The sequence below is a fragment of the Priestia sp. VA7 genome, from assembly GCF_055710015.1.
Genome location: NZ_JBVQPN010000007.1, coordinates 52403 through 73377, shown reverse-complemented (window position 1 = coordinate 73377; position 20975 = coordinate 52403). Strand labels below are relative to the sequence as shown.

The 20975-nt window shown below is 38.0% G+C and carries 21 protein-coding genes and 1 riboswitch; of the genes, 6 read left to right on the top strand and 15 right to left on the bottom strand.

Going from position 1 to position 20975, the window contains the following annotated elements; genetic code table 11:
• Positions 1-96: 96 nt before the first annotated feature.
• A riboswitch (TPP riboswitch) is annotated at positions 97-198 on the bottom strand.
• Between the two features lie 162 nt (positions 199-360).
• The 3 genes from AC0C45_RS25180 to AC0C45_RS25170 are packed head-to-tail and all read right to left on the bottom strand — an operon-like array spanning position 361 to position 1430.
• Positions 361-576, bottom strand: coding sequence for a hypothetical protein (locus AC0C45_RS25180; RefSeq protein ID WP_013055279.1), 216 nt, complete (start codon positions 574-576; stop codon positions 361-363).
• Between the two features lie 47 nt (positions 577-623).
• On the bottom strand, positions 624-1013 hold the full coding sequence (gene crcB, locus AC0C45_RS25175; protein WP_034654530.1) for a fluoride efflux transporter CrcB: 390 nt from the start codon (positions 1011-1013) through the stop codon (positions 624-626).
• Positions 1014-1430, bottom strand: coding sequence for a fluoride efflux transporter FluC (locus AC0C45_RS25170; protein WP_237893406.1), 417 nt, complete (start codon positions 1428-1430; stop codon positions 1014-1016).
• A 323-nt stretch (positions 1431-1753) separates the two neighbouring features.
• On the opposite strand from AC0C45_RS25170, the gene AC0C45_RS25165 reads away from it, so the two are divergent.
• From AC0C45_RS25165 to AC0C45_RS25155, 3 genes are read left to right on the top strand one after another with little or no spacing between them, the layout of a single operon-like run.
• Positions 1754-2575 (top strand): amino acid ABC transporter substrate-binding protein, encoded by an 822-nt coding sequence (locus AC0C45_RS25165; RefSeq protein ID WP_013081647.1) that lies wholly within the window; start codon positions 1754-1756, stop codon positions 2573-2575.
• Positions 2559-3263, top strand: a complete 705-nt coding sequence (locus tag AC0C45_RS25160) for an amino acid ABC transporter permease (RefSeq protein WP_016762949.1) — start codon at positions 2559-2561, stop codon at positions 3261-3263. The genes AC0C45_RS25165 and AC0C45_RS25160 overlap by 17 nt, the downstream gene beginning before the upstream one ends.
• A gap of 30 nt (positions 3264-3293) precedes the next feature.
• A complete protein-coding gene (locus AC0C45_RS25155) occupies positions 3294-4028 on the top strand; it encodes an amino acid ABC transporter ATP-binding protein (RefSeq protein WP_171777724.1) in 735 nt (244 codons plus the stop codon).
• Positions 4029-4062: 34 nt separating this feature from the next.
• On the opposite strand, the gene AC0C45_RS25150 is transcribed toward AC0C45_RS25155, so the two are convergent.
• Positions 4063-5007, bottom strand: a complete 945-nt coding sequence (locus tag AC0C45_RS25150) for a nucleoside hydrolase (RefSeq protein WP_016762948.1) — start codon at positions 5005-5007, stop codon at positions 4063-4065.
• A 179-nt stretch (positions 5008-5186) separates the two neighbouring features.
• Here AC0C45_RS25150 and AC0C45_RS25145 point away from each other — a divergent pair, with 179 nt between their 5' ends.
• Positions 5187-6182 (top strand): NADPH:quinone oxidoreductase family protein, encoded by a 996-nt coding sequence (locus AC0C45_RS25145; protein ID WP_221786805.1) that lies wholly within the window; start codon positions 5187-5189, stop codon positions 6180-6182.
• A gap of 52 nt (positions 6183-6234) precedes the next feature.
• Here the strand turns inward: AC0C45_RS25145 and AC0C45_RS25140 are convergent, their stop codons facing one another.
• The 3 genes from AC0C45_RS25140 to AC0C45_RS25130 form a co-directional block, all read right to left on the bottom strand.
• Complete coding sequence (locus AC0C45_RS25140) at positions 6235-6666, bottom strand: Rrf2 family transcriptional regulator (protein WP_047931544.1); 432 nt, start codon at positions 6664-6666, stop codon at positions 6235-6237.
• Between the two features lie 66 nt (positions 6667-6732).
• Positions 6733-7062: an antibiotic biosynthesis monooxygenase family protein gene (locus AC0C45_RS25135; protein WP_034654541.1), complete on the bottom strand. Its 330-nt coding sequence runs from the start codon at positions 7060-7062 to the stop codon at positions 6733-6735.
• Between the two features lie 122 nt (positions 7063-7184).
• Entirely contained in the window at positions 7185-8594 is a 1410-nt protein-coding gene (locus AC0C45_RS25130) for a SpoVR family protein (RefSeq protein ID WP_013081640.1), read from the bottom strand.
• Between the two features lie 321 nt (positions 8595-8915).
• Between AC0C45_RS25130 and AC0C45_RS25125 the strand changes: the two genes are divergently transcribed.
• On the top strand, positions 8916-9167 hold the full coding sequence (locus AC0C45_RS25125) for a YhdB family protein (protein ID WP_013055267.1): 252 nt from the start codon (positions 8916-8918) through the stop codon (positions 9165-9167).
• A gap of 232 nt (positions 9168-9399) precedes the next feature.
• Entirely contained in the window at positions 9400-10011 is a 612-nt protein-coding gene (locus tag AC0C45_RS25120) for a biotin transporter BioY (RefSeq protein ID WP_237893402.1), read from the top strand.
• Between the two features lie 34 nt (positions 10012-10045).
• On the opposite strand, the gene AC0C45_RS25115 is transcribed toward AC0C45_RS25120, so the two are convergent.
• The 8 genes from AC0C45_RS25115 to AC0C45_RS25080 all read right to left on the bottom strand — a co-directional run bounded on the left by AC0C45_RS25115 (position 10046) and on the right by AC0C45_RS25080 (position 20671).
• Positions 10046-11800 (bottom strand): phospho-sugar mutase, encoded by a 1755-nt coding sequence (locus tag AC0C45_RS25115; RefSeq protein WP_095380399.1) that lies wholly within the window; start codon positions 11798-11800, stop codon positions 10046-10048.
• 164 nt (positions 11801-11964) lie between these two features.
• Positions 11965-13644: a glycerol-3-phosphate dehydrogenase/oxidase gene (locus AC0C45_RS25110; protein WP_047931541.1), complete on the bottom strand. Its 1680-nt coding sequence runs from the start codon at positions 13642-13644 to the stop codon at positions 11965-11967.
• 186 nt (positions 13645-13830) lie between these two features.
• Complete coding sequence (gene glpK / locus AC0C45_RS25105) at positions 13831-15321, bottom strand: glycerol kinase GlpK (protein WP_034654548.1); 1491 nt, start codon at positions 15319-15321, stop codon at positions 13831-13833.
• A gap of 67 nt (positions 15322-15388) precedes the next feature.
• On the bottom strand, positions 15389-16216 hold the full coding sequence (locus AC0C45_RS25100) for an MIP/aquaporin family protein (protein ID WP_013055262.1): 828 nt from the start codon (positions 16214-16216) through the stop codon (positions 15389-15391).
• Positions 16217-16394: 178 nt separating this feature from the next.
• Positions 16395-16949, bottom strand: a complete 555-nt coding sequence (locus AC0C45_RS25095) for a glycerol-3-phosphate responsive antiterminator (RefSeq protein WP_025752996.1) — start codon at positions 16947-16949, stop codon at positions 16395-16397.
• A gap of 112 nt (positions 16950-17061) precedes the next feature.
• The gene (locus AC0C45_RS25090; protein WP_016762941.1) at positions 17062-18600 is read right to left on the bottom strand and encodes a carbon-nitrogen hydrolase family protein; all 1539 of its coding nucleotides are present in this window, start codon (positions 18598-18600) and stop codon (positions 17062-17064) included.
• A 316-nt stretch (positions 18601-18916) separates the two neighbouring features.
• Entirely contained in the window at positions 18917-19687 is a 771-nt protein-coding gene (locus AC0C45_RS25085; RefSeq protein ID WP_016762940.1) for a L,D-transpeptidase, read from the bottom strand.
• Between the two features lie 189 nt (positions 19688-19876).
• On the bottom strand, positions 19877-20671 hold the full coding sequence (locus AC0C45_RS25080) for a SurA N-terminal domain-containing protein (protein ID WP_034654560.1): 795 nt from the start codon (positions 20669-20671) through the stop codon (positions 19877-19879).
• Positions 20672-20975: the final 304 nt, after the last annotated feature.

Here is a 20975-nt window from a genome sequence, read left to right as displayed (position 1 = left end):
TAAAGAGAAATTTCAATCACCTCATCTTGTGTAGAGGGCTTTATTACATACAAAAAACCACTCTACAACGTAGAGTGGTTAGCATGCATCGTTATGTAAACATGATCGCCACTTCCCTACGCTGGTCCAAACCAGATCAGGTTCAAAGGGTCCGAAATACATTCGTCTCAGCTTCAAAAAGCTCCCCTAGTGATTGCTATTTATTGATTTTGTTTTCGCACTTAAAATTATAACACAACTAGATGTAAATACAATATCTCTTTATGCTCTTACGGCTCTCTTCCTTTTATAGATGTATCTTTTATGCTTCTTTACTAAGTAAGAGGTCCGGCGCACCGCATCATTCTGCTTTTTATATGATTAGTAATCGGTATAGTCGTCAAATTCTTCCTTGTCTTTTTCCTTTTTCCGATCCCATATAAACAGCAGGAGTAACATAATAAAAGTTAGAATATAAAAACCGTAAAAAATAAATGCCGCCACAACATTTATAAATAAAAATAAAAAACCGATGATCTGACCTGCAACAGCTACAATCAACAAAATGTATTTCCAAACTTCTGCTTTTCTATCCATTCTCTACTTCTCCGTCTTTTTGTTTTTCCCTACTAGAAACGTTCTCTTTACTTAAATAAAAACGTTCCTGCCAGTAAACCGACTGTAAATAAACCAACTGTTCCAAATGCTGAAATCCCCACGTACGCCAGCATTTTCCGATAAGATTTTTCTCGAATTAACTGTACGGTTTCCACACTGAACGTTGAAAAAGTGGTAAAGGCACCAAAAAACCCAATGCCAATCATTAAAAATATTGAATCATCATAAGCATGACTCGGAACCTTTCCATAATAACTACCGTAAAAAAGACCAAGCCCAAACGCACCGAGCAAGTTTACAAACAGCATTGATACTGGAAAAAGAGGGTTTGAAACTGTTTTTGTAACTTTTAAACCCAAAAGATAACGGCATATTCCTCCAGCTGCCCCGCCAAGTGCCAAGCTCACTATGCTCATTTACTTCACCTCATGTACTTTCACTAAATTTTTCCCTGCCGCTTCACCGCATAGATAGCCTGCTAAAGCAAGAAGGATTCCACCTACTAAAGAGACCATTACATAAATGGCTCCCCAAAATAAATGGCGCTGAGTGAGAAAAATGACGTCTCCTGCAAACGTTGAATACGTTGTAAAACCGCCGCATACGCCAACTCCTAGTCCAAGCTTTATCCATTCTTTTGGCTTTTTCCACACAAAAAATCCTGTTAATAGGCCTAGTATGAAGCTTCCTAATAGGTTTTCAATTACCGTTCCTATTGGGTAGCCCGCATATAATAAGGAAAGATTCAGCAAATAACGTGCATATGTACCAGCGATAGCACCAAAGGCAATTGAGATTAAGTTTATGGCTTTCATCATATCGCTCCGTTTCATAAATTCTTCTTTAAGTGTACCATAAGGAATTTATTTCTACCTTAACATTTAACTATATGTTTATTGCACCAAAAGTCATGAAAAAATGAAAGAGAAAATCGTCGCATGAAACTTCCTTTTTACTCCTCAAATCTCCCTTAAAAATCCACTTAATCCAAATTTTAAAATCTTTCTGTATCCTTATGACAAACCGTGTATAGAAGGTATATTTCCCTTATTTTAAGTCACATTAATTGTATAAGTTTTTTTTGTTGACTTTTGCTGTGTTCTTGTTTAGTATCACAGAGTATCATTTCCTATCAGAATACTAGGGGGTTTAGAAAATGAAGAAATTTGCTGCACTTTTGTCGCTACTATTAGCTTTCACAGTTGTGCTTGCCGCATGCGGTTCTAGCTCAAAAAATGAAGCAAACAATGGAGACAATAAATCTTCACAAGAGGATTTATATAATAAAGTGAAAAAAGATGGCGTATTAACAATTGGAACTGAAGGTACATACCCTCCGTTCACTTTTCATGATGACAAACAAAAGCTAACTGGGTTTGATGTAGAATTGGCTCAAGAAGTAGCTAAACGTCTTGGCGTAAAAGCTGAGTTCAAAGAAACACAGTGGGATGGCATGTTTGCCGGATTAGATGCTAAACGCTTTGACATGATTGCTAACGAAGTGGGTATTCGTGAAGATCGTCAAAAGAAATACGATTTCTCTGATCCATACATCCAGTCAGGCGCTGTATTAATTGTTCGTAAAGACGAAAAAGATATCAAATCATTTAAAGATTTAAAAGGAAAAAAATCAGCGCAGTCATTAACAAGTAACTACAAAGACATGGCTCAATCTTATGGTGCAAACATTACGAGTGCTGAAGGTTTTGCTCAAGCAGTAGAACTAATGAGCGCAAACCGTGTTGATGCTACAATCAACGATAAATTATCGTTCCTTGACTATAAGAAAAAGCACCCTAACGCACCTATCAAAATCGCGGATGAAAAATCCGATGGTGCTGCAAGCGGCTTTATGTTTAGAAAAGACAGCGGTAAGTTAGTGGATGAAGTAAACAAAGCATTGAAAGATATGAAAAAAGACGGAACATACGCAAAGATTTCTAAGAAATGGTTTGGCGAAGATGTTTCTCCTAAATAATATTTTTCCTGATGGAGAGCGATTGAATCAATTGATTTCAATCGCTCAATCATCTCTCTTACCAATGCTAAAGGGAGCTATTCAATATTCTATTCCACTAACATTAATCACGTTTGTACTCGGTATCATTTTAGCTGTCTTAACAGCCTTGGCTCGTTTATCATCTATAAAAGTTTTAAATATAATTGCGCGCATCTATGTATCGATTATTCGAGGTACACCGCTGCTTGTGCAATTATTTATTATTTTCTACGGCTTACCCAATTTAGATATAACAATTGACCCATTTATCTCTGCTGTTATTGGATTTTCATTAAGTGTAGGTGCGTATGCATCTGAAATTATCCGAGCAGCGATTCAATCTATTCCTAAAGGACAGTGGGAAGCTGGTTACTCACTTGGTATGACCTATTCCCAAGCGTTAAGACGGATTATTTTACCGCAAGCAGCACGTGTATCGATTCCGCCATTATCTAACTCTTTTATTAGCCTTATTAAAGATACGTCACTTGCATCGCTTATTCTTGTTTCTGAGATGTTCCGTAAAGCTCAAGAAATTGCTTCGACTAACTATGAATTTTTACTTCTTTATAGTGAAGCAGCGCTCTTGTACTGGATTATGTGTACAATCTTATCCATTATTCAAGGACGCATTGAAATAAGACTAGATCGTTACGTATCTAAATAACCGTTTCGAGTAGCTAAAGGAGTTTTTTATATGATTAATATCAAAAATTTGCATAAATCATTCGGTGATTTGCAAGTATTAAAAGGGATTGATTTAGAAGTTGAACAGGGCAAAGTAATTGTATTAATCGGTCCTTCCGGATCGGGTAAAACTACTTTTTTACGTTGCTTAAACCTTTTAGAAATCCCAACAGACGGCACGATTGACCTTGATAAAAAAAGCATGAATTTCACCAAGCCTGTTCGTAAAAAAGACATTACTTCATTTCGAAGTCTAACAGGTATGGTCTTTCAAAACTATAACTTGTTTCCTCATAAAAGTGCGCTTGAAAATGTTATGGAAGGGCCTGTAATTGTAAAAGGTGTTTCCACTCAAGAAGCAGAAAAAAGAGGGAAAGAATTATTAACACGAGTTGGCTTAGGAGATAAGCTCGACTTTTATCCTTTCCAGCTGTCTGGCGGACAACAACAGCGTGTTGGCATCGCCAGAGCAATGGCGATGGACCCAAAAGTTATGCTGTTTGATGAGCCTACTTCAGCTCTTGATCCTGAGCTTGTAGGAGACGTTCTTCAAGCGATGAAAGACTTGGCAAAAGAAGGAATGACGATGGTGGTGGTAACTCACGAAATGCGCTTTGCCCGTGAAGTAGCAGATGAAGTTATTTTTATGGACCAAGGTGTCATTATGGAAAGAGGTACACCGGATCAAATATTTTCAAATCCTCAGCAAGAGCGGACACGTCAGTTCTTGAATATGATTCACTAAAAAGGTTGCACACTTTCATGTGCAACCTTTTTCTTTATTTGGCTACTGCTTTTTTCATTAAATCTGTAATGTACGTAAAGAATGCTTCAGCTGTGACATCATATACGACATCTACAGGTCGTCCCTCTTCGGAAATTTCTGTTCTTCCTTGACTCGGTGTTTCTGTATGCACAATACTCGAAACCGTTTTTACCTTCACAAGTGTTGAATTCCCTGTAAATGCTGTTGTGAGTACATCCCACAAATAATATGTTGAATTGGTTTCAACATGCACAAGCGGCGGGCAGGCCGCGTAGCACTGCCCTACAAAGTCTACTCCTTCATATCTTCGAAGTGAAGCCCACATTTGACGAATAGCCGGTGTTAAAGGAACTTGATTCGTGCTTTCTAAAGCAACCATCTCAATTTTAATTTTGCTTTCCCATACTTTCGCTACTGCTTCTGGATCCCAAAAAGCATTCCACTCCGCCGTTCCATCGTGTTCGGGCTCTTGCACGTTTCCTACCTCTTGAAATGTACCGCCCATCCATACTAACTTGTCAATTTTCTCTTCTATTTCCGGCATTTTTTCCAATGCTCTTGCTAAATCTGTTAACGGTCCTGTAAACAATAAAGTTGTTTTCCCGGCTGTGTGCTGCAATGTCTCGATTAAATGATCATGGGCAGGGAGCTGACTTATTTTTGTTTGTACTTCCCCTTTTTCATTTAAAATCGGCAGTGCATCTACATAAAACGTATGCATGCGCCACTCCTTTGGAAATGGATTCATACCGCGTGAAGTAGATTTAGCGACCTCGATATCATAACTTCCAAAACGATCAATAATCTTTTGGCTTGCGCTGATACCTGGCTCTAGATATCCGTCAGCGGGAATGACAGATACTCCCGTTACTTTTACATCATCCATTTGCAGCAGTAAAAAAAGCGATACTAAATCATCGATGCCTGCATCATGGTTAAAATATACATTCGTGCTCATTTCCCTTCTCCTCTTTTCTATGTATTGCTAACTAATAGCTATACCGCTATTTTATAATGAAATGATCTCTTTCGTAATCAAATTATTAGGAACTTCTTTTACTATTTTCTATAATGGGTATAGAAATAAGGTAATCTATGTATAGATGTATACATCCCAGTATAGAAAGGAGAAATAAAATGGAGCAATCATTTTCAGCATTAATAGTAGATAAAAAAAGTGAAGACCAAGTGGAGGCGTCCGTCCAAAAACTGACGCTAAACGATTTGCCAGAAGGCGATGTACTTATTCGCGTTCATTATTCAGGAGTGAATTATAAAGATAGCTTAGCCAGCATCGCAAACGGCAATATTGTGACAAGCTACCCATTTGTCCCAGGAATCGACCTAGCAGGCGTCGTTGTATCTTCTGACAGCCCTGATTTTAAAGAAGGTGATCATGTCATCGCAACAAGCTATGACATTGGCGTATCACACTTTGGAGGCTATAGTGAGTATGCGCGCATACTCAGCGAATGGATTGTCCCTCTCCCTGAAAATTTAACGTTAAAAGAAGCAATGATTATCGGAACAGCTGGCTTTACAGCTGCTTTATCTGTGCATCGCTTAGAGGAAAACCATACTAGTCCATCTAATGGCTCTGTGCTTGTAACAGGCGCTACGGGAGGTGTAGGAAGCTTTGCGGTTGCCATTCTTTCAAAATTAGGCTACACAGTGGAAGCAAGTACGGGAAAAAGCTCGGAAGCAGCTTATTTGAAAAAGCTTGGCGCTTCCTCTATTGTAGCGCGTGAAGACGTTTTTAACGGCAAATTAAAAGCATTAGGCAAGCAAAAATGGGCCGCTGCGGTGGATCCTGTAGGCGGAGAGCCTCTAGCTTCTGTTCTCAGTCAAATTCAGTACGGAGGCTCTGTAGCTGTCAGCGGGCTAACAGCTGGAGGCAAAGTGCCAACAACCGTCTTTCCCTTCATTTTAAGAGGGATTAATTTATTAGGTATCGATTCTGTTTACTGTCCAATGCCTACTCGAAAAGAGATTTGGAATAGACTCGCTAATGACTTTAAGCCTGAAAGCTTCGAACCTTTCATTCAGCAGGAAATTTCACTACAACAGCTCCCTGAGGTACTTCCGACTTTATTAAAAGAACAAGCTCGGGGACGAACAATTGTGAAGCTATAAAAAAACGGAGAAACCTAGGTTTCTCCGTTTTTTTACGAACAGAAGCATGTTATTATGCATCTATTTTTACTATTAAATCCGTCACTAATTCTTTCATGGTCACATCAGCTAAGACTTGTTCCATGGCATCTTGAGAACGTTTTAAAATCAATTCAAGGACACTTTGAATATTGGCTCCTACAGGACACTCCACATTCGGATTTTCATGCATTTGAAACAATTCTCCTTCTTCCACTGCCGCCACCGCTCGATAAACGTCTAACAACGTTATCTCCTCTAGATCTTTCAATAGATAAGCTCCGCCAGCTCCGGCTTTTACACCCACGAGTCCAGCTTTCTTTAACATCCCAATTACTCGTCTTATAACAACAGGATTTGTATTTACACTGCTAGCAATCCACTCTGAAGTACTAGGATGACTGCTATCTACTTTAATTAAAGATAGTATGTGAACGGCCACGGTGAATCGACTGCTAATTTTCATTGCTCTCACTCCTATTTTGTTGTAATCATTATAGTTACAACATTTATGAAAGTCAAGCATGCTTTTTTAGGAAAGAATGTCCTCTTCTACCGCCTCATAAAAGCGCAGCGTTTTCTTGATTTCCATAGCTTCAGTACATGCTTTCGTTTTCTTTTTATTCGCTTCTTTATGTTCGTTCACATGTTCTTCTCTTGAGATCCACGCTTGAAAGAACTGCTTGTCTTCCCACTTGGATACAAAGACATATTCAACTTTATCTGCGGAATCTTTTTTCCAGCATTCGAACGATAAATTTCCTTTGGCTGCCTCAATTTCTATTTTGTTTTTCTTAGCTTTTTGCTTGAGCTGTTCTTCAAATTTCTTTTCTGTTTCAAAAGTTGCGTTTACAACAAACATCTTATCTTCCTTTCTAAATGAAAGTAATTCTCATTCGATTATTGCATAGTAATTTTATTTTTTCAATTTATATGGATAAGTTACAGAAGCCCAAAAAGACCGCTGTTTAAGCGGTCTTCTTTTTACAAATGTTTTCTATGCACTGTTTTTCCATCATACGTAAAGGCGATTGGCTTGCCTTCCATTATCGTTTCTAAATGAACGGGGCGGCCCCAAAGCTGATGAACGTACGGTACCACTTTTTCTAAGTATTTGACATCTAATTCAATTCCTTCATACCAGTGTTTTAAATAGAGCTCGCCATTTTTTAAATAGTCTCCATTGGTTACTGTGATATAAGGAAATCCGCCGTTTACGCGCATATTAACAAGCTGATCTCTAACTTCTGTCCACTCTTTGTCGACGATTTTATAGTCTTTTCCTTGTTTTTGGAATAAGTACATATCCTCCCGCATGACTAAATCTTTTGTTAAGTAATTGCGAATAAAGGAAATATCTGATTCAACCTCACGTACCTCAAACATCTTCTCTCTTCCTGAACCCGGCTCCACGCCCCGGCGAATCATATCTTCTGTTGGATTATTGTAGCGTTCTTCAATGTCTTCAAAGATTTTTAAACCTAAATAATATGGATTGATTCCCGTCTTAGACGGCTGCACAACCCCTGCATTTAGCTTGGCGAATTCTATCGCTTCATCACTCGTTAAGTCCATTTCTCGAATAATGCGCTGATGCCAGAAAGAAGCCCAGCCTTCATTCATAATTTTTGTTTCAAGCTGCGGCCAGAAATAAAGCATTTCTTCTCGCATCATCGTTAAAATATCTCGCTGCCAATCCTCTAAATAAGGGCTGTATTCTTCGATAAATAATAAGATGTCTTTTTCAGGCTGAGGCGGAAATTTTTTAAAAGACTTTGGAGGTTTTGGTTTTTTCTTTTCTTTATAATCCAAATTCCATAAATCATCGTAAGGAGAAATGATTTCTTCTTCCGATGATTCTACATCATCTATGCTCCAAGAAAGCTTGGCACGCATAAGGGACGGATCAATATGTTCCTGAATCGATAGAACAGCATCCAAAAATTTTTCTACTTCACGCTTACCGTGCTTTACTTCGTATTCTTTAATTCGATCAGCGGTCGCTGCCATACTTTCTACCATATCCCGTTTAGTGTTGGCAAAACGGCTGTTATTTTTAAAGAAGTCACAGTGGGCTAACACGTGAGCTACAATTAATTTATTCTGAATAAGCGCATTGGAATCCAATAAAAATGCATAACAAGGATCTGAATTGATAACTAATTCATAAATTTTACTCAATCCAAGATCGTAGTGTAATTTCATTTTGTAAAATTGTTTTCCAAAGCTCCAATGTGAAAAACGAGTTGGCATCCCATATGCACCAAACGTATAAATAATATCTGCCGGGCAAATTTCATAGCGCATCGGATAAAAATCTAAGCCGAAACCGCTAGCTATTTCCGTAATTTCATCAATCGCACGGTATAATTGCTTATAATCTGCTTCTTTCACGACAGCTCCCCCTTTCACTCCTTACTTCAATCTATGTACAAACATGTCAATTCATGTGTTTTCATCAAAAAGAAGCTTTATTTTTTCAAGAAAAGGGGATTTTTATTTAGTTGTCTTAAATAATGGATGTAATATAACTGTTATACTGCATCATTCTTTGCCTTTCTTATCATTTATCCGGTCCTGTACGTTTATTCTTCTTGCATAATGACTACAACCTCTTTTAATTATGCACTGGTCTTTTGCCCAACATTTACAGCGTAAGAATTCCCGCAAATATCATACACTAATTTCAACTCCTCAAAAGGAGGAACGTTATTAATGGATGTAATTGATTATGATCGAGCTTTATATTACACACACCGTTCACAATGGGATAACTTATTAATTTTAATGGTTCGAACAGACGACGATTTTCTTTCAAAAAAGATTGAACATTTTTTGCACGCCTACAATTTTGAACGAAACTACCGCATCATTCAAGAAGAGCTTTATTCTTTACTACGCTACATTGATCATGCAACGGAATATTCGGAGCACAACCCGGAGCTTCTGGAAGAATCATTGTACTAGTATTTTTGATACACACACTTGGACAAAGAAGGGATGAATTCCCTTCTTTATTTTTTTATGTTGCACTAAAAATATGCATACTTTATTTCAAAAAACATCAAATGATATATGTAAACATATTTATTTTTATCGTTGACATAAAAGTGAATTCGACGTACAATTTTCAGTACATACGCTAAGATATTTCAGTACATACGCTAAGATATTTCAGTACATACTGGGAGGAACATATATGAGTACTAATAAAAGGTTTCGCACATTAGATTTAACGCTAGCCGGTATGTTTGCGGCTCTTATGGCTATTGGTGCAAACATTACTTCTTGGGCACCTTTTTTACAAGTAGGCGGCGTGCCTCTTTCACTTCAGCCTTTTTTTGTTATATTAGCAGGACTTTTACTTGGGAGCAGAATGGGTTCTATTTCGATGATTGTATACGTATTAATTGGCATTGCCGGCGCCCCGGTATTTGCTCAATTTAAAGCAGGAATTGGTATTTTATTTGGAAGCACCGGCGGCTTTTTGCTTTCTTATATCATAGCAGCATTTATCACAGGAAGAATTATGGAGATGCGCGGCAAGCCAACTTTTTCTATCTTTTTAATTTCATCACTAGTTGGTATTGCCGTTATTTATTTAATAGGTACTACGTATATGTATGTAGCGGTTAATTACTGGCTTGAAGCTCCTGCAATGACATATGCAGCCGCTTGGAAGATTATGTCGTGGTTTGCGGTAAAGGATCTTATTTTTACTGTTCTTGGGGCTATGCTTGCTCCGAAAATTTATAAAGCCCTACGATCTTCTTCGTATTTGTCAAATACGCAATCAAATAAAGTATCATAAAAGAAGCCTGCTCAATTTTGAGCAGGCTTTACTTTTATACCGTTTTCACTTTATCTAATACACGTTCTACTTCACCCATTACAGCTGTTTGTACAGCTTCTAAATGAGCAATGCTTGTTGCCTCATCTTCTGAAACGACGCCAAAATAGAACTTCACCTTTGGCTCTGTACCAGACGGACGAAGGCAAAACCAAGAACCGTCTTCTAAGATATATTTTAATACATTTGATTTTGGTAATGTAATTTCTTCTACTTTTCCTGCTTTAATATGCTGACGCTCACTTAATGTATAATCCTCTACAACCGAAACATTTAATCCTGCAATGTCAGTAGGAGGTTCATTTCTAAATGTAGCCAAAATATGCTGAATTTGCTCAGATCCTTCTTTTCCTTTAAGCGTTAAAGATTTCAGACCTTCACGATAGAAACCATATTTAGTAAACACTTGCTGTAGCGCTTCATATAGCGTCATGCCCTGCTTTTTATAATAAGCACAAGCTTCTACTGCTAGAATGGCTGCTTGTACAGCGTCTTTGTCACGAGCAAAGTCACCAATTAAATAGCCGTAGCTTTCTTCATAACCGAATTGGAATGTATACTCGCCCGTTTGCTCATATTGCTTAATTTTTTCACCGATAAATTTAAAACCTGTTAGAGTGTCAACAACTTGCAGTCCAAATGAACGAGCAATTTGTGCGCCAATTTCTGACGTTACAATCGTTTTTAACACAACACCATTAGCAGGCAGCACGCCTTTTTCTTTCTTTTGAGAAAGCAAATAGTGAAGCAATAAAGCACCCGTTTGGTTTCCTGTTAATAACGCATATTCGCCGCTTGGATCTTTGACAGCAATTCCTAAGCGGTCTGCATCTGGATCCGTTGCGATTAAGATATCTGCATCAATTTCTTTACCTTTACGAACAGCATATTCAAATGCAGCCGGTTCTTCAGGATTCGGAGATTTAACCGTCGAGAAATTTGGATCAGGAAGTTCTTGTTCTTCAATCACCGTGACATTTTCGTAACCGATGGATTGAAGCGCGTTGCGAACTGGCTTATTAGCTGTACCATGTAGAGGTGTAAAAACCACTTTTAAATCTTTACCTGTTTCAGAAGCTAACTCTGGATTAATTAAAATCGTTTTTAGTTTCTCATTGTATGCTTCGTCAATCGCTGAACCAATCATTTCAATAAGACCTTTTTCTTTTAGCTCCGCTTCAGATTGAACAGCTAATGTAAGTTCATTTTCCACAGCATTTACAAAGCCAACTAGTTCATCAGCTTCTTTTGGCGGCAGCTGACCACCGTCTGGGCCATATACTTTGTATCCGTTATATTCAGGAGGATTGTGGCTCGCTGTAATAACAATACCTCCAAATGCGTTTAACTCACGCACTGCAAATGAAAGTTCAGGTGTTGGTCTTAGCTCTTCAAATACATACGTTTTAATTCCGTGACTTGCTAATGTTTTTGCTGCTTCCATTGCAAATTCAGGCGATTTGTGGCGAGAATCATACGCAATGACTACTCCTTGGTTAATAGCTTCTTCGCCAGCTTGTTTAATGTACTCAGCAAAGCCCTCGGAAGCTTTTCGGATTGTATACGTATTCATACGGTTTGTACCCGCTCCAATTTCCCCACGCATTCCGCCTGTTCCAAACTCCAACGTTTTGTAAAAACTATCTTCTAATTGTTTTTCATCACCTTTGATTGCGTCTAAATTTTGACGTAATTCAGGATCTAAATTTTGATAATTAATCCAAGATGTATACGTTTCTTTCCAACTCATAAAAAAAGCCCCCTTATATAGATGTAAATATGTATGAAAAGAGAAAAACGAGTAATCGTCTTTCTCTTTTTTTAACAGTCATATTATATTTCTTCGTCAAAATTTGACTTCCTGCTATTATATTATGGCTGTATTGACAAATTTTGAGGTACTTTTTTATTTTATCATGAAATACCTGTCATACGGTTAACTTTTTCATCTACTGGTACAACTGCGTCATGAAGGTGCTGTTCTAATTCATCCGTATAAGCTTTTGTTTGCTCAGGCGTCCACTTTAACTCTTCGGCCATATGAGCAATCACTTGTTTTTTCCAGCTTCTTACCCAGTTGATATCAAAGAATAAAGCGCCCGTACGTCTAATGAAGAAGTCCACTGGTTTTGAAACCATTTCTTCTTCTATGCCATATTGAATTTGCAAAAATACACTAGCTGGAAGGTCGCTGTTTTTTAGCTGATCAGGACGTTCAATCATGTAGCGGTATACTTTATCTACGTTTGAGCCATAGCGTTTTACAAGCTTTTCAGCAGCGTCACGTGATAACCCTAGTTTGATGCCTTCTTTGACTTTTTGCTCTACAAACGTTGGGAACCCACCTGAACCGCCTACATTACCTCCAGAAATCGGTAAATGTTTAGTTTGACAGCTTTCAAATTCGCTTCCTTCTGCTTTAAAATCTTCAGCTACACGATTTACGACAATTTCAGCCATTTTACGATACCCAGTTAATTTCCCTCCAGCGATTGTAATTAAACCTGATTCTGATGTCCAGATTTCATCTTTACGCGAGATTTCAGAAGGATCTTTTCCTTGTTCGTGAATAAGTGGACGAACCCCCGCCCAGCTTGATTCTACGTCGTCTACTGTAATATCAACCGTTGGGAACATATAGTTAATCGCATCAATAACATATTGACGGTCTTTTACAGTCATACGCGGATGTCTAGCGTCCTCTTTATAGACCGTGTCCGTTGTGCCTACGTATGTTTTTCCATCACGCGGAATCGCAAATACCATACGTCCATCAGGTGTATCAAAATAAATGGCTTGCTTTAACGGAAAGCGCTCTTGATCAATAACTAAGTGAATCCCTTTTGTTAATTGAAGCTGCTTGCCTTTTTTTGAATTATCTTTTTCACGCAGCGTGTCCACCCATGGACCTGCAGCGTTAACGATTTTTTTCGCATAGATATTATATTCTTTATTCGTAAGCTGATCACGAACAACAGCCCCTACTACTTTTCCTTTATCGTAGATGAAGTTTTCCACTTTTGTGTAATTGACTAAGTCTGCTCCTCTTGCTGCAGCTTCTTTAGCTACTTCAATCGTTAAACGTGCATCATCTGTTTTATATTCAACGTAGTAACCGCCGCCTTTTAAATCTTTAGATTTCACCAATGGCTCACGGCTAAGAGTTTCTTCTGCGCTAAACATTTTGCGGCGCTCTGAGCGTTTTACACCAGCTAAAAAATCATATACGCGCAGTCCAATTGAAGTTGAGAATTTACCGAATGTTCCACCCGTATGGAAAGGTAACAGCATCCACTCCGGAGTCGTTACATGAGGACCATTTTCATATACGATGGCACGTTCTTTACCAACTTCGGCTACCATTTTAACTTCAAACTGTTTTAAATAGCGTAGACCGCCGTGAACAAGCTTCGTTGAACGACTAGATGTTCCTGCTGCGAAATCCTGCATTTCAACTAATGCTGTTTTCATGCCTCGATGAGTCGCATCAAGTGCAATACCTGACCCAGTAATTCCCCCACCAATTACTAGTAAATCATATTGATTTTGTGTCATGTCTACCAATTTATTCGAACGTGTTTGACTTGAAAACATACGTCATTCCCCTTTCATTTTTTAAAGATATCAAAATTTCCCAATATACAAAAAGAGAGACCACAAATCACATATATAGTATGCCTACATATGGATCTGTGGTCTCTCCGATTCTCCAACCAATTTATTAACTTGAGTAAATTATATCATACATGCACTTTTAATTAAAGGGTTTTCATCAAATAATTATTTAAAAGCCATTGTTGCATGTACAGCTTTTTTCCAGCCGCTATATAATTCTTCACGCTTTTCTTCTTCCATATTTGGTTCAAAAGATTTTTCCATATTCCACTGCTGCGCAATTTCATCGCAATCTTTCCAGTAGCCGACCGCAAGACCCGCTAAATATGCTGCCCCAAGAGCGGTTGTTTCATTCACTTGAGGACGCTCAACCGGAACGTTTAACACATCACTTTGGAACTGCATTAAGAAATTATTCTTAACTGCTCCTCCGTCCACACGCAATGTTTTTAATGTAATTCCAGAGTCCGCTTCCATCGCGCTTAATACATCTCTTGTTTGATAAGCTAATGATTCAAGCGTTGCACGAATAAAGTGTTCTTTTTTTGTACCGCGAGTTAATCCAAACATCGCCCCCCGTACATCGCTATCCCAATATGGCGTTCCAAGTCCTACGAAAGCTGGCACAATATATACGCCGTCTGTAGACTCTACGCGCGTTGCATAGTTTTCAGTTTCAGCCGCATTTTTAAACATTCTTAAACCGTCGCGAAGCCACTGAATAGCAGATCCTGCTACAAAAATACTGCCTTCAAGCGCATATTCTACTTTGCCGTTAATCCCCCATGCCAATGTAGTTAACAAACCGTGATCGGACTTAACTGCTTTTTCACCCGTATTCATGAGCATAAAGCAGCCTGTTCCATACGTGTTTTTCGCCATTCCTTTTTCATAGCACGCTTGTCCAAATAAAGCGGCTTGCTGATCCCCTGCTGCTCCAGCAATTGGAATATTTTTACCAAAGAAATGATAATCTACTGTATGAGCGTAGACTTCAGAAGAAGGCTTTACTTCTGGAAGCATGGATTTCGGTACCCCTAAGATATCTAGCAGTTCATCATCCCATTTTAAATCGTAGATATTGAACATAAGCGTGCGGGATGCGTTTGAGTAATCCGTTACATGCGCCTTTCCGCCTGATAGCTTCCAAATTAACCATGTATCAATTGTTCCGAATAACAATTCACCGTTTTCTGCTTTTTCACGTGCACCTTCTACGTTATCTAAAATCCACTTCACTTTTGTTCCAGAGAAGTATGCATCAATTAATAATCCCGTTTTGTCGCGGAACGTATCATTTAATCCTTTTGCTTTTAATTCTTCACAAATACCAGACGTTTGTCTAGACTGCCATACAATTGCGTTGTACACCGGCTTCCCTGTTGCTTTTTCCCATACTACTGCTGTTTCACGCTGATTGGTAATCCCAATTCCTTCGATTTGATCCGCATGAACACCTGACTCAGATAAACAAGATGCGATAACTGCTAGGATAGAACCCCAAATTTCACTGGCATTATGCTCTACCCAACCTGGTTTTGGAAAGTACTGTGTAAACTCTTTTTGAGCTACATGTACAACTTCACCTTTTTTATTAAATAACATTGCTCGTGAGCTTGTTGTTCCTTGGTCTAAAGATAAAATAAATTTTTCCATATCAATATCCCCTATTTTCTGTATAGTGTCGTTTCTTTATTGTACATAGTTAGATGGTAAAGCGCATTCATTTTTTCGGTACTACTGCTGATTGAATCTGTGCTGCCTTTTGTTTAGAAACAGCGTAGATAACTGCTAAAACAATCAGGGCTAGACTTAAAACAACCCATAAGCTGCTTGACATTTTATTTAAAAATGCCGCTTGGTAAAATACTGCCCCGATTGATCCGCCTACTAAAGGACCCACTACTGGCACCCAAGCATATTTCCAGTTCGAGCTGCCTTTGCCAGGTATCGGCAAGATAGCATGAGCAATACGAGGTCCTAAATCACGAGCCGGGTTGATGGCATAGCCTGTTGTTCCTCCTAATGATAAACCGATACTTACAATTAAAAATCCTACTACTAAAGGATTTAATCCATCTGTAAATTTATTTGCTCCAATTGCTAGGATTCCTACTACTAATACAAACGTTCCAATTGCCTCACTTAAAACGTTTGCAAATGGGTTAGCAATTGCTGGCCCCGTTGCGAATACACCTAATTTTGTACCAGCATCTTTTGTTTCTTTCCAGTGTGGAAGATAGTGTAAATATACAACTGTTGCACCAAGAATGGCTCCAATAAACTGAGCTAAAATGTACATTGGTACTTGTGACCACGGAAAATCCCCTGTAATAGCAAGCGCTACGGTTAACGCTGGATTTAAGTGTGCCCCACTCATATTACCAACCGCATATGCTGCCATTGCTACTGCCATTCCCCATCCCATTGTGATAACGATCCATCCTGAATTAGCAGCAAACGATTTTTTTAAATTGACGCCCGCACATACACCAGCGCCAAGGATAATTAAAATCATTGTTCCAATTATTTCTCCTAAGAATGCTTGCATATAAATAACCTCCCCTTTGTATGAAAACGATTAAAATAACAAGAAAATAAGAAAATCCACAATACATCCCCCTAATAAAATCATTAAAAGGCTATACCGTGGATCTCCTATTCTCCCTCACATCTATTAACTTATCTAGAAGTTTACTAGATGATGAAAGCGTTGTCAAACAATTTTTTTAAGTTGAAATACTCCACAGTTCTCTATTTGATGTTGTAACAGCGGAAGCCCCGGCTCCTAAAGCATTTCGCACTTCTTTTTCGGTTCGTATTAAACCTCCAGCTAACACTGGAATGCCTGTTTCAGCTTTGACTTCTTGGATTAAAGTGGGCACTATTCCAGGAAGAAGCTCAATATAATCGGGTTTTACTTTCTTCATTAACTCGTAGCTTTTCTTCAAAGCCGTGCTATCTAATAAAAAGACCCGTTGAATGGCATAAATCCCTCTTTGTTTAGCTTTTAAAATGACGTTTGTTCTTGTCGAAATAATCCCTGCAGGCTTAAACTCCTGACACAAAAAATCAACCGCATACTCATCGTGCTTTAATCCATGAATTAAATCTAAATGAATAATTAGCTTCTTTTCATGCTTATGGACCTCTTTCATAATTCCTTTTAGCATGCCCACTTGATTGTCTAAAAGAACTCCGTACTCATAATTGCTTGCTAAAAATTTTTCCAATTGCTTCATATCTCGAACAGCGGGTAATACCGATTGTCCATGAAAACTCATGTTTTCCCCTCTTTTCCATGGTTAGTCCACAAAATTCATTGTAATAGTTTTATTATGGCAAAAGTTGAAATAAAAAACACCATGCATTTGCATGATGTTTTTAGAAACTGCTTTATTTTTTATATTTAATATTGTAAACGTCATGGCGTCGGTCTTTTAATTGACGAACCGTTCCTGATTGACGCTGGCGGCGAAGAATTTCTAAATCTACGTCTCCAATAACTACCATTTCAATATTAGGATTACATTCTCCTACAATGCCGTCTCGTGCAAATTCAAAGTCAGAAGGTGCAAAAATAGCAGACTGAGCGTACTGAATGTCCATGTTTTCTGTTTCAGGCAGGTTTCCAACTGTACCTGCGATAACCGTATAAATTTGGTTTTCGATTGCGCGCGCCTGAGAGCAGTATCTTACGCGCAGATAGCCTTGACGGTCTTCCGTACAGAATGGTGTAAAAATAATATTTGCACCTTTATCGGTAGCAATACGGGCAAGCTCCGGAAATTCGATGTCATAGCAAATTTGGATCGCAATTTTACCGCAATCTGTATCAAATACTTCAACTTTGTCTCCTGGGCTAATTCCCCACCATTTTCTTTCATTAGGTGTAATATGCACTTTGTACTGCTTTTCAATTGTTCCATCTCGGCGGAATAGATAGGCAATATTAAAAATATCTCCATTATCTTCTTCAACGAAGTGGGATCCTCCAATAATATTTACGTTATATTTAACCGCTAAGTTAGTGAATAGCTCAATGTACTCTTCCGTATATTCTGCTACGCGCTGAACCGCTTTGCTTGGAATCTTTTCATTCAAGAAAGACATTAGCTGAGTTGTGAAAATTTCCGGGAATACGCAGAAGTCGGCTTTTGCATCATAAGCAACATCTGTATAATATTCTACCTGTGTTGCAAACTCTTCAAATGAATTGATCTGTTTCATCATATACTGAACAACACAAATACGCACTGGGAATGACGTTTTAAAATGGCGTTTTGAACGGCGAACGTAATCTACGTTGTTCCATTCCATCAGCGTTGCATACTTATTAGAAGCTAGATCATCAGGAAGATAACCAGGGTTTATACGCATAAGCGTAAATCCGTTCATTAGCTGAAAAGATAGGACTGGATCATAAATTTTATGATGAATAACTTGCTCTACATATTCTCTAGGCGACATTTCAGCTGAATGCTTATGGTAATTAGGAATTCTTCCTCCGATAATGATACTTTTCAGGTTCAATTCACGAGCTAAATCTTTACGCGCTTCATACAAGCGGCGTCCTATTTTCATGCCGCGATACTTTGGATGAACCATTACTTCAATTCCATACAGATTGTAGCCTTCCGGGTTATGATTTGTAATGTATCCTTCGTCTGTAATATCGTCCCACGTATGCTGATCATCGTACTCATCAAAGTTCACAATCAAGCTTGAACAAGATCCGATAATTTCCCCGTCGTACTCTGCACATATTTGTCCTTCTGGAAAAATGGCCAGGTGACTTTCAAGCTGTTCTTTTTTCCACGGATCCATTCCCGGGAATGATAGCTTTTGAAGTGCTAAAATTTCATCTATATCGTCCGATTTGATGTTACGAATAATCATTTTTTTCTCAAATTTTGATAAATCTATTGTAGACATACGTTAAAACAACCCTTTCTCTCTCTTCATTAGGCAATTAGTTTCCCTGTTTTTTATTATAATAAACATTATTAAAAATTCAAAAAATGAGGTTGAGACATAAAGAAATAAATACAATCTAAAGACGAACAAATGGATGCATTAGCTCGTATGAATAGCTTGTGACACCGCTGTTGATTTCCGTGCAACTGCTAGAAGGAACAAAACGGATGAAACCTACGTTCACCATAATAAAAAAACGAACCATGAATCAAACATTTTGATCAATGGCTCGTTTTTCACTTAGGCTAAAATACTTTTGTCTCAGCCTCATTTTCTATTTGCAAATATCTAATTTTATGGATGTTTTTTTATTGGGATAATTTTCAATAAACCCTGGTCCTAAAGAGACTTTAATGCCATTTATTTTATATACATTATATCGTTCACCGCGATTTAACGTACGAATCTTTACCCATTTTCCTTTTTCTTCTTTTAACAAAACCATCGGTGATTGAATCGTTACAAAACCAATTTGGCCTTTTGAGAGCTTTTTCGTTTTACAAAGATTCTGGGCGACTGAAGCACTGCTTACTTTGTATTTGTTTTTAACAGCGATTGAATCAAAACTTTGAGAATGAAATTGACCAATAACCACTTTTGTACCGGTTTGAACGCGGTCAAACAGCCAGCGTACCTCTTCATCATACATACGAATGCACCCTGAACTTGCGTAAGTCCCGATAGAACTTGGATTATTATTTCCATGAATAGCATACGTCGTTCCATATGTTCCGCGCGCATTTAATCCTAGCCAGCGATCACCTAGCGGATTCCTAGGATCTCCTCCCCGAATGTTGTCTTTATAATAAGGCCGGTTTTTAATTTTATTCACAATGCTAAAGGTACCCTCTGGTGTATAACTCATCTGCCTCCCTGTCGCAACTTTGAACGTCCTGACTAATTTTCCTCCATCATAAAAAGCAAGGGTGTTAGTAGATTTGTTAATAATAATAAGTTGATTTGACGCCGCAGACGCATTGCCTGTCAGACCCATCCCCGCGAGTAAAAAAACAAGCCCAACAAAAAAAACAGCCACCTTTTTCATTTATCGACTCCCCCAATTTCTCTTATATCTATATAAGAAGAGTATAGGATGAAAGGCAAACCATCAGAACACTTTTTATCTTATAAGTCAAAATACAATAAAATCTTTCACGCACCCCTTTTTACTGACAAGAAGCAATAAATGTACATAACAAAAAAACGGCCCTTTAAAGGGCCGTTTCATTTGTATTTAAAGCTTCACTTCAACTTTTGCATTTTTCTTAAGTTCTTCAACTTTTTTCTCTAATGCTTCTTGTTTCTTTTGTTGTTCAAGCTGCTGCTTAATTTGTGGCTTTACGTCTTCAAGCTTTGGCATTTGAGATTGTTCTTTACCGCCGCTTGCTTGACTTTGGCTTTGTTTTGCAAATTGATCGTAATAATCTTGAATTTCTTTATCTGTTACTTCTGGTGTTTGAATGTCTTTATCTACGTACTGCTGATATTTAATGCTGTCAGCCAGCTCAGACTTTAATTGTGATTGAGTTAGTCCTGCATCTTTTAAAGCCGCTTTAAACTGTTTATCTGTTTTGAACTGCTTTTTCGTTTCTTTTAACTTTTTATTTACTTCTTCATCAGTTGCTTTATAGCCTTTGTTTTCAGCTTCTTGCAATAGCAGCGTTTGCCCTACTAAATTGTCAATTGTTTGCTGCTTTACTTGTTTAGCTGCTTCTTTAGATGTTGGGTCTTGTCCCATTTGTTGATATTGGGCTTGTGATGAAGATAATGCCGCATTATATTCTTCACCAGAAACTTTTTTACCGTTTACAACCGCTACGGTTTTCTTCTCATCTACTTTTTGTTTATCTAATTTCTTCTGCATTTCTTTTGCTTGCTTTTCCTGCTTTTCCTGAGCCTCTTTTTGCTTCTCAGTTTGTGCAGTTTTCTGATCATCACTTTTTGATTGCTTTGCATCATCGTTTGAACCGCATGCTGTTAAAGCTGCAGCAATTACCCCAATGAGCAATGTATACATCAGTTTTTTCATGATTAATCTCCTTTCATAATCCCAAACGATTATTAGCTATTCGAAAAAATCATCTAGGGGGCATTGTATATGATATAGGCGTAAAAAGAAACCATTTAGGCTAATTTTAAACATATGTAATAAGATTGAAACGTTCTGTAATCTTATGAAAGGTAAATGCTCTTCTTTATACGGCCTGTCTAATCATAACATTATTTAGTATGATTTACATAATTTACAGTACGTTATACATCTGTATTATTTCAATTTATTTGTTATATGAAAAGCAATAGTATTTGATTTCATGTTTCTCTAAGAACTTTAT